Source organism: Acidovorax sp. ACV01, assembly GCF_014851495.1.
GTDB classification, from domain to species: domain Bacteria; phylum Pseudomonadota; class Gammaproteobacteria; order Burkholderiales; family Burkholderiaceae_C; genus Acidovorax; species Acidovorax radicis.
Genome location: NZ_JACUZT010000015.1, coordinates 38,448 through 48,301, shown reverse-complemented (window position 1 = coordinate 48,301; position 9,854 = coordinate 38,448). Strand labels below are relative to the sequence as shown.

The 9,854-nt window shown below is 64.6% G+C and carries 8 protein-coding genes; all 8 read right to left on the bottom strand.

All coding sequences use genetic code 11. From position 1 onward, the window contains the following. Positions 1 to 430: 430 nt before the first annotated feature. Positions 431 to 1,207: an enoyl-CoA hydratase gene (locus tag IB243_RS26625; protein ID WP_192430071.1), complete on the bottom strand. Its 777-nt coding sequence runs from the start codon at positions 1,205 to 1,207 to the stop codon at positions 431 to 433. 68 nt (positions 1,208 to 1,275) lie between these two features. Then, positions 1,276 to 2,142 carry an acyl-CoA thioesterase II gene (locus IB243_RS26620; protein WP_192430070.1) on the bottom strand — a complete coding sequence of 289 codons (867 nt, stop codon included), beginning with the start codon at positions 2,140 to 2,142 and terminating at the stop codon, positions 1,276 to 1,278. Positions 2,143 to 2,169: 27 nt separating this feature from the next. Next, entirely contained in the window at positions 2,170 to 3,057 is an 888-nt protein-coding gene (locus IB243_RS26615) for an alpha/beta fold hydrolase (protein WP_192430069.1), read from the bottom strand. Between the two features lie 282 nt (positions 3,058 to 3,339). Further along, positions 3,340 to 4,539: an acetyl-CoA C-acyltransferase gene (locus IB243_RS26610; protein WP_010462529.1), complete on the bottom strand. Its 1,200-nt coding sequence runs from the start codon at positions 4,537 to 4,539 to the stop codon at positions 3,340 to 3,342. A gap of 15 nt (positions 4,540 to 4,554) precedes the next feature. Further along, entirely contained in the window at positions 4,555 to 5,064 is a 510-nt protein-coding gene (locus IB243_RS26605) for a DUF4442 domain-containing protein (RefSeq protein ID WP_192430068.1), read from the bottom strand. An 11-nt stretch (positions 5,065 to 5,075) separates the two neighbouring features. After that, entirely contained in the window at positions 5,076 to 7,478 is a 2,403-nt protein-coding gene (locus IB243_RS26600) for a 3-hydroxyacyl-CoA dehydrogenase/enoyl-CoA hydratase family protein (protein ID WP_192430067.1), read from the bottom strand. 93 nt (positions 7,479 to 7,571) lie between these two features. Next, positions 7,572 to 8,009 (bottom strand): DUF2147 domain-containing protein, encoded by a 438-nt coding sequence (locus IB243_RS26595; RefSeq protein ID WP_192430066.1) that lies wholly within the window; start codon positions 8,007 to 8,009, stop codon positions 7,572 to 7,574. Between the two features lie 44 nt (positions 8,010 to 8,053). Continuing rightward, a complete protein-coding gene (locus tag IB243_RS26590) occupies positions 8,054 to 9,850 on the bottom strand; it encodes an acyl-CoA dehydrogenase C-terminal domain-containing protein (protein ID WP_192430065.1) in 1,797 nt (598 codons plus the stop codon). Positions 9,851 to 9,854: the final 4 nt, after the last annotated feature.

Below are 9,854 nucleotides of genomic sequence, written 5' to 3'. Positions count from 1 at the left end.
AGCTTTGAGCGCTGCCCGCATAGTGACCGTGCTGGGTGCGTTGCGGCCCATGTGCTCAGCCCAGGCCAGGGCCAACTCGGGCAGTGTGGCCTGTGGGTTAGCGCGCACCACTTCGCGCAAGGCCGCGGACTCACCGGGAGATATCACCGGAGGTCGGCCGGTCTTTGCCATCGTATTGCTCCTGCGGGATCAGCACCCCAGGAGCATAGTTTATTTCTTCGACACCCTCTTGGCGAAGCAAAAGAAAGTTACTCGCACGCCGGGCGACTCCCGGCTCCCGCACTCCACACGGGCATGCAGTAGCCACCGCCAAAACAAGCTTCGGTAGGCTAAACCCGAACGGATGGGGCGAGAACGAACTATAAAAACAGTAGCTGCCAGCGCTTTATGTACAAGCGCCAGCAGCCCAAAAACCCTCAGAACTAGCGAATCAAACCGCGCTGAAATCAGGCTTTCTCTTCTCCATAAAAGCCGAGAACGCTTCCCGCGCTGCAGGCTCACGCAACATGCGCCCAAAGCTCTCGCCCTCTTCCGCCATCACCTCCAGCACCTTCGCCGTCTGCCCGCCCTTCATCAACCGCTTGGTTTCGATGAGCGACGACAACGGCTTGGCAGCCAGCTTCTTCGCCTGCGCCTGTGCGACGCCATTGCACTCGGTGGGCGGCACCACACGATTCACCAGCCCCACTTCCAACGCGGCCTCGGCCATGAAAGGCTCGCCCAGCAGCAGCGCTTCCGCAGCGCGGTGGTACCCCAGCATCTGCGGCACCAGCAGGCTCGATGCGGCCTCGGGGCACAGGCCCAGGTTAACGAACGGCATGGAGAACGCCGCGTTATCGCCCGCATAGACCAGGTCGCAATGGAACAGCATCGTCGTGCCGATGCCCACGGCCGGGCCGCAGACCGAGGCGATCACGGGCTTGGGGAAGGTGGCGATGCCGCGCAGAAAACGGAACACGGGCGAATCCTGCGTGGCGGGCGGCTGCTGCAGAAAGTCGCTGATGTCGTTGCCCGCGCTGAAGATCGCCACGTCGCCCTGAAACACCACCACGCGCACGCTGGCATCGGCCTTGGCGGCATCGAGCGCATCGGCCATGGCGGCGTACATGTCGCGCGTGATGGAGTTCTTCTTATCCACGCGGTTGAAGGTGATGGTGGTCACGCCCGCTTCGGTGTGAGCAAGGATGTCTTGGGTGGCTTCGGTCATGGTGGTAAGGGTTCCGGGGGCTGATGGATGGAGGAAAGAGTGCACGTGCAGAGCAACGGGCCGACTTCCTATTCCTTGTAGTAAACGATCTGGTGGCTGGTGGCCAGCATGGTGCCAGCCTCGTTCCACAGCTGCACGGTCTGGTCAAAGAATCCGTTGCGGAACTCCTGCCCGCGCGCCTGGCCGAGCAGGAAGCCCGTGCCCGTGGCATGCAGTTGCTCTGCCGTGGCGTGAAAGTACACGGTGATCGACACCGTGCCCGCAGGCACCTGGCGCGCACGGCGCAGCCACACGCGGGGGAAAAACACATCGGCCAATGCGGACAGCGCGATAAAGTCGAGCGGCCGGGGCGGCGCATCGCGCATCCACAACTGCGTAAGGCTGTGGTCGCCGCTGCCGTCCCAGGTGCGCGGAATAAAGCCAGCGATGGGACGCATCTCATACCGGTTGAGCCACTCGACTGCGCCCGGGGGCGCCACGATGGCCTTGTGCTCTGCGGGCGGGGGCACCTCGGGCATGGGCACATCGCCCACACTCCAGGTCTCACGGCGCACCGCCGTGACGGCCGTGGCGGTGGTGGTGACCACCTGCGCGCCGTCAGCACCGGCCTGCAGGATCGACAGCGTCCAGTGCTGGGTAGAGCGGTTGGTGCGCACGGGCGTTGCCTGCACGGTGAACGCACCGGCTGTCAGTGCGCCCGCGTAGTTGACGGTGAGCGACAACGGGTCGCCGAGCCGGTCAGGGTGCTGCAGGATGGCCTGTAGCAGCGTGGCGGCGGTGATGCCACCAAACGGGCCCACCATGTTCCAGTAGCCGGGGTGGGTCTGCCCTTCGTACTGGCCGGTCGGAACGGACGAGGCCGTCAGTTGCAGCGCCTCGTCCAGCGGGTGGGCTGCGGAGGACGAAGACGAAGAAGTGGATGAAGAGGAAGTCATGCTGCGAGTGTGCCGCGAAACGACCGCTCAGGCCGTCGTACCGGAGACTTCGCCGTGGTGCACGCCGCCACCCAGGGCGGCCAGCGCAGCCGCCGCGCGCGGCCACAGGCTCTGGCGAAACTGGTCGCGAAAGAAACCGAAGTGCCCGATGCGACGCACCTGCAGATCGGCCGGCGTGATGCTCTCCACGCGGCGCTCGGTGTTGGCGTACAGGTTCACCAGATTGTGTGTGCCGCGCAAGGTCATCAGCTCATCGTCGGCCATCGACAGCGCCACCACAGGGAAACGCACCGCGCCATAACTCTGCGCCACCGCAGGCCCCTCGGCGCCCACCATGTAGGCTGGATGCAGGCACCAGCGGCGCCACTGCAGGATCACCCCCGCAGGCAGGTCGCCCACCTTCTTGAGCGTACGCCCCGGAAAGTACCCGCACAGCCGCGTGGCCAGCGGCACCAGCACCCACCAGAAATACGGAACGATGCGCTTGAGCTGGGGCGCGTTATCGCGCCAGTAGCCGCTGCCTGCGGCCACGCTGAGCAGACCATCGACCTGCTCGGGCTTCTTCAAGAGACCGGGCAACTGCGCGCCCAGACTGTGGCCCAGCAAGTACAGCGGCTGCGCAGGCAACGCGGCCTTGGCGCCAGAGATCACCGCCTCATAGTCCTGCGCCCAATCAAACAGATCCGCCTTCACATCGCGCATCGCGCCCTGCAGCGAATCGCCATGGCCTCGGTAGTCGAACGTGGTGACCCGAAACCCCTGCTGCGCCATCCACAGCGCAAAGGCCTCGTAGAACGACTGCCGCACCCCCATCGCGCCGCCAATGACAACGCTGGCGCGCGGTGCGCCCTCAGGTTCGTAAACACGCAGTGCCAAAGACACCGCCCCGTTGACCTGCAAGGTTTGCTTGTTCATGTCTGTCTCCTTGTGTCGAAACCGATCTGCGTCGGCTTGAAAAGAAAACTATCGCTGAGGGCAGAACCCTGGCTTCGACAAGCTCAGCCCGAGCGGTTTGAGTGGGAGCGATTCAAGCCTTACCCCGACCGCTCCCCTGCCTTAACACCCCACCCTCCAGTGCGTAGCGAGCGGGATCAGCTGCTAGGCGGACGGAGCACAGGAACCGGAACGTACTTCCTGTACGTGAGGATTCCGAGCACCGCCCAACGACGCAGATGGTCCGCGCAGTAGCCAGCTAACTCACAAAGCTTCGATGATGCCGGCGGCGCCTTGGCCGGTTCCTACGCACATCGTGACCATGCCGTACTTCAGCTTGTGCCGACGCAGCGCATGCACCACCGTCGCCGCACGGATCGCACCGGTGGCGCCCAGCGGATGCCCCAGCGCAATGGCGCCACCCATGGGGTTCACGTTCGCAGGGTTCAGACCCAGCGTATTGATCACCGCCAGCGACTGGGCCGCAAACGCCTCGTTCAGCTCGTACCAACCAATGTCATCGCTCTTGAGACCCGCATAACGCAGGGCCGCAGGAATCGCTTCGATCGGTCCAATGCCCATGATCTCTGGCGGCACGCCACGCGCGGCGTAGCTCACAAAACGCGCCAGGGGCGTCAGTCCAAACTGCTTCACGGCCTTCTCGCTGGCCACGATGAGCGCACCCGCGCCATCGCTGGTCTGCGAGCTGTTGCCCGCCGTGACGCTGCCGCGTGCGGCAAACACGGGCTTGAGCTTGGCCAGGCCTTCGAGGGAAGTGTCGGGGCGTGGACCTTCGTCCAGGCTCACGGTGCGGCGCTTTTCCACCACTTCGCCGGTGGCGAGGTTGGGCGAACGCTCCACGATTTCGTAGGGCGTGATTTCGTCGGTGAACTCACCGGCCTTTTGCGCCTTGATGGCACGCAGGTGGGATTCGAGTGCAAAGGCATCCTGTGCCTCGCGGCTGATCTTCCACTGCTGGGCCACCTTTTCAGCCGTGAGGCCCATGCCGTAGGCGATGCCCACGTTTTCGTCGCGCGCAAAAATTTCTGCGTTGAACGAGGTCTTGTTGCCGCCCATGGGCACGAGGCTCATGGACTCGGCGCCACCGGCGATCAGCACGTCCGCCTCGCCCACGCGGATGCGGTCGGCCGCCATCTGCAGCGCGGTGATGCCGGATGCGCAGAAGCGGTTGACCGTCACGCCGCCCACGGGGTGGTCGAACGCAAGGCCCACGGCAATGCGCGCCATGTTCATGCCCTGCTCACCCTCGGGGAAGGAGCAGCCGATGATGGCGTCCTCGATCGCCTTGGGGTCCAGCGTGGGGACCTGCAGCATCGCGCTCTTGATGGCGGCGACCAGCAGGTCGTCGGGACGGGTGTTCTTGAAATAGCCGCGGCCCGAACGCCCGATGGGCGTGCGCGTGGCGGCGACGATGTAGGCGTCTTGGACTTGTTTTTGAGCCATGGTGTTGAAACTCCTTCAATTCTTGGGGGGGCGGCTGGAAGGAATCCAGGCCCACGTAAATACACATTCGACCGGCTCTACACCGGCTTCGTCGGTCACGGTGACCGCAACCTGCACCTCGCCCTTGTCGCTGGCCAACATGGCGGCGCGCTGCTCGGCGGTCAGCATGGCCACGGCTTTAAGGCCGCCGGTGGCGCGCTTTTTGAACGCCATGGACAACTCCTTGGCCAGCGGGATGCAGTCGTCGCGCACGTTCATGCCCACCACCATGCCCGTGGCCGTCTCGGCCAGCAGGTTCATGGCCGAGGCGTGCACGCCGCCGATGTGGTTCTGCACGCGGTGCTCATTGGCCAGGTGCACCTCGACGCGCTCGGGCGTGAGCGAGACGAACTTCACCCCGGCCGTGCCGGTAAAGGGCACAGCCCGGCGCAGGATGATGTTCTGCACGAAGCCACGCATGAAGGCGGGCGCCTCGTCCAGGCGCATCAGCGAGCGCTGGAGTTTGTTGGGGGCGTGGTCCGTCATGGTGATGGCGGTCAGTTGCGAACAGGCTTACCTGTCGAGAGCATGCCCAGGATGCGCTCGTGCGTCTTGGGCTGGGCGATCAGGTGGCAGAACGCCTTGCGCTCCAGCGTGAGCAGGTATTCCTCGCTCACCAGCGCGCCAGCGTCCACATCACCCCCACACACCACCTCGGCGATCATGGTGCTGACCTTGAAATCGTAGGCGCTGATGAAGCCGCCGTCGCGCATGTTCACGAGCTGTGCCTTGATGGTGGCCAGGCCGCTGCGGCCCGCCACGGGGAACAGGCGCTTGTGCGGCGCGCGCCAGCCGCTGGCGGCCATGGACTTGGCTTCGTTGATGGCCACAAACAGCAACTCGTCCTTGTGCGGAACGATGATGTCGGACTCCAGCAGGAAGCCGAGCTTGCGCGACTCGATGGCGCTGGTGCCCACCTTGGCCATCGCGGCGGCGGTGAAGCCCTCGGTCAGGAAGGGCAGGATGTCCTTGCCGGTAGAGGCCGCCATGTTCTCGGCAGCGCGGCGTGCGATGTAGGTCAGGCCGCCGGCGCCAGGCACCAGGCCCACGCCCACTTCCACCAGGCCGATGTAGCTTTCCATATGGGCCACACGCTTGGCCGAATACACAGCCAGCTCGCAGCCGCCGCCTAGGGCCATGCCATGGATGGCAGCGACGACGGGCACCTGGGCGTAGCGGATGCGCAGCATCAGGTTCTGCAGTTCCTTCTCGATGCTTTCGACGGCGTCTGCACCGCCCACCACAAAGGCCGGCATCGTGGCTTCGAGGTCGGCGCCCACGCTGAACGGCGCGTCGCCGGACCAGATGACCATGCCCTGGTATTCGGCCTCGGCCAGCTCCAACGCTTCCATCAAGCCTTCCATCACTTCGGGGCTGATGGCGTGCATCTTGTTCTTGATGCTGGCGATGAGTACCTGGCCATCCAGCGTCCACGTGCGCAGGGCTTTGGACTCTGCAATGGTCGTGCCGGCGGTGTGCCAGTCGGGCAGGTTGGTCTCGCCCAGCAGCGACTCGGGGAAAATCTGGCGCTCGTACACCGGCAGCTGGCGGCGGGGCACGAACTTGTTCTGCGATGCGCTCCACGAGCCTTGCGCGGTGTGCACGCCACCGGCTTCGGCCACGGGGCCCTTGAAGACCCACTCGGGCAGCGGTGCCTTGCACAGCGCTTTACCCGCGTCGATGTCTTCCTGGATCATCTTCGCCACGTCGAGCCAGCCGGCTTCCTGCCACAGCTCGAAGGGGCCCTGCTTCATGCCGAAGCCCCAGCGCATGGCTTGGTCCACGTCGCGCGCGTTGTCGGCGATGGTGCCCAGGTGCACGGCGGCGTAGTGGAAGCCGTTGCGCAGGATGGCCCAGAGGAACTGGCCGGGCGCGCCTTCGGCGTTGCGCAGCAGGCGCAGGCGCTCGGCGGCGGGCTTCTTGAGCATGCGGGCATACACCTCGTCGGCCTTCTGGCCGGCGGGCACGTACTCTTCGCTGTCCAGCTCGAAGCGCATCACGTCGCGGCCGACCTTCTTGAAGAAACCGGCCTTGGCCTTCTGGCCCAGGTTGCCCAGCTCCAGCAGCTTCTTCAGCACCGCGGGCGTGCCAAAGCTTTCGTAGAACGGATCGGTCTCGATGCTCAGGTTGTCCTGCAGCGTCTTGATCACGTGGGCCATGGTGTCCAGGCCCACCACGTCGGCGGTGCGGAAGGTGCCGCTCGATGCGCGGCCGAGCTTCTTGCCCGTGAGGTCGTCCACTACGTCGAAAGTCAGGCCGAAGTTCTCGACCTCTTTCATGGTGGCCAGCATGCCGGCGATGCCCACGCGGTTGGCCACGAAGTTGGGGGTGTCGTGCGCGCGCACCACGCCCTTGCCCAGGCCGCTGGTGACGAAGGCTTCGAGCTGGTCGAGCACTTCAGGCTGCGTGGTGGGGGTGTTGATCAGTTCCACCAGCGTCATGTAACGCGGGGGGTTGAAGAAGTGGATGCCGCAAAAGCGCGGCTTGATGCTCTCGGGCAGCACTTCAGACAGCTTGGTGATCGACAGGCCCGAGGTGTTGGACGCCAGGATGGCGTGCTTGGCCACATGGGGCGCAATCTTGGTGTACAGGTCGAGCTTCCAGTCCATGCGCTCGGCAATAGCCTCGATCACGAGGTCGCATTCCTTGAGCAGGTGCATGTGCTCTTCGTAGTTGGCCTGCTGGATCAGTGCCGCATCCTCGGCCACGCCCAGGGGCGAGGGCTTGAGCTTCTTCAGGCCTTCGACGGCCTTGGTGACGATGCCGTTCTTCGGGCCTTCCTTGGCCGGCAGGTCGAACAGCACCACGGGCACCTTGACGTTGACGAGGTGGGCGGCGATCTGCGCGCCCATCACGCCTGCGCCGAGCACGGCGACTTTTTTCACTTGGAATCTTGACATCGGTATTTCTCCAGAAGGGCGGCCGCGGTGGGCGCCCTGCCCTCGTTGTTGTGCACGCCGTGCCTGGGCGCGGCGCGCACGGTGTTGTCGTCTTTACTGCACCCGGATCCAGGTCTGCGTGCGGCCAAAGGGGCCGATGGAACCGCGCACTTCCAGCTTCTTCCCGCCCTCGATGGGCGTCATGCGCAGGGTGTAGTTGCGGCCGTTCTCGGGGTCGAGAATCTTGCCGCCCTCCCACACGTCCTTGCCCTCGGCCTTCTTGGCGCCACGGATGATCTCGAGCCCCAGGATCGGCTTGCCCTTGCGGTCGTCCGAGCACTCGTCGCACACGTCATCGGCCTTGGCATCCTTGGACAGGCGCTTTTCCAGCGCTCCGTTCAGCACGCCGCCGCCAATGTCGCGGATACGGATTTCGGCCTTGGCCTCGCCGGTCTTGTCGTCGATGTTGCGCCACAGGCCTTCGGGCGTTGCCTGCGCCCACGCGGGCAACGCCGACGCTACAAAAACAATAGCTACTACCGCTTTATACATAAGCGCTCCGTGCCAAAAAAGCTTGAAATCCGCAGATCCACCGGTCAGGCCAGGGCCAGATCCGTGTCCATCAGCACCTTGCTGCCCGCACGGGCCGTGCGCATCAGCGTGACGGTTTCGGGGAACAGCTTGGCGAAGTAGAAACGCGCGGTCTGCAGCTTGGCGCCGTAGAACGGGTCGGTGTTGCCGGCAGCGATCTCACGCAGCGCAACCTGGGCCATGCGGGCGAACAGGTAACCGAACACCAGGTGGCCGGCCACGCGCAGGTAGTCCACGGCCGCGGCGCCCACTTCGTCGGGGTTCTGCATGCCCTTGAAGCCGATTTCGGTGGTGAACTTGGTCATCTGGTCGCCCAGCATGGCCACGGGGTTGATGAACTCGGCCATCTTCTCGTTCACGCCTTCTTCTTCCACCAGCTTGCCGATCAGCTTGCCCAGCTTCTTGAGCGTGGCGCCGTTGTTGCCCAGGATCTTGCGGCCCAGCAGGTCCAGCGACTGGATGGTGTTGGTGCCTTCATAGATCATGTTGATGCGGTTGTCGCGCACGTACTGCTCCATGCCCCATTCCTTGATGAAGCCGTGGCCGCCGAAGACCTGCATGCACGCGTTGGTGCTGATGTGGCCGTTGTCGGTGATGAAGGCCTTCACGATGGGGGTGAGCAGCGCCACCATCTCTTCGGATTCGGCACGCACCTTTTCATCGGGGTGGCTGTGCACCTTGTCGAGCAGCAGCGTGCAGAAGATCTGCAGCGCACGGCCACCTTCGGCATAGGCCTTGGCGGTGAGCAGCATCTTGCGCACGTCGGGGTGCACGATGATGGGATCGGCGTCCTTGTCCTTGGCCTTGACGCCCGAGAGGCTGCGCATCTGGATGCGGTCCTTGGCGTAGGCCAGCGCGTTCTGGTAAGCCACTTCTGTCAGGCCCAGCGACTGGTTGCCCACACCCAGGCGGGCGGCGTTCATCATCACGAACATAGCGGCCAGGCCCTTGTTGGGCTGGCCCACCATGGTGCCGATGGCGCCGTCGATGGCGATCTGCGCGGTGGCGTTGCCGTGGATGCCCATCTTGTGCTCGAGGCCCGTGCAGAAGATGGGGTTGCGCTCGCCCAGCGAGCCGTCGGCCTGGATGTTGAACTTGGGCACGACGAACAGGCTGATGCCCTTGCTGCCTTTGGGCGCGTCGGGCAGGCGGGCCAGCACCAGGTGCACGATGTTGGCGGTCATGTCGTGTTCGCCGGCGCTGATGAAGATCTTGTTGCCGGTGATCTTGTAGGTGCCGTCGGCCTGGGGTTCGGCCTTGGTGCGCAAGAGGCCCAGGTCGGTGCCGCAATGGGGTTCGGTCAGGCACATGGTGCCGGTCCACTCGCCGCTGGTCAGCTTGGGCAGGTACAGGGCCTTTTGCGCTTCGGTGCCGTGGGCGTGCAGGGCTTCGTATGCGCCGTGCGACAGGCCGGGGTACATCGTCCAGGCCTGGTTGGCCGAGTTCATCATTTCGTACAGGCACTGGTTCAGCACAAAGGGCAGGCCCTGGCCGCCGTAGGCGGGGTCGCACGACAGTGCCGCCCAGCCGCCTTCAACGTACTTGGCGTAGGCGTCCTTGAAGCCCGAGGGCGGCTTCACTTCGTGGGTGGCCTTGTCGAGCACGCAGCCTTCGGTGTCGCCGCTGATGTTGAGCGGGAAGGTCACTTCGGCCGCGAACTTGCCGGCTTCTTCGATCACGGCGTTGATGGTGTCCACATCCACCTCGGCATGGGGCGGCATTGCCTTGAATTCATCACTGACCTTGAGCACTTCGTGCATGACGAATTGCATGTCGCGCAGGGGCGGCGTGTAGATAGGCATGGGG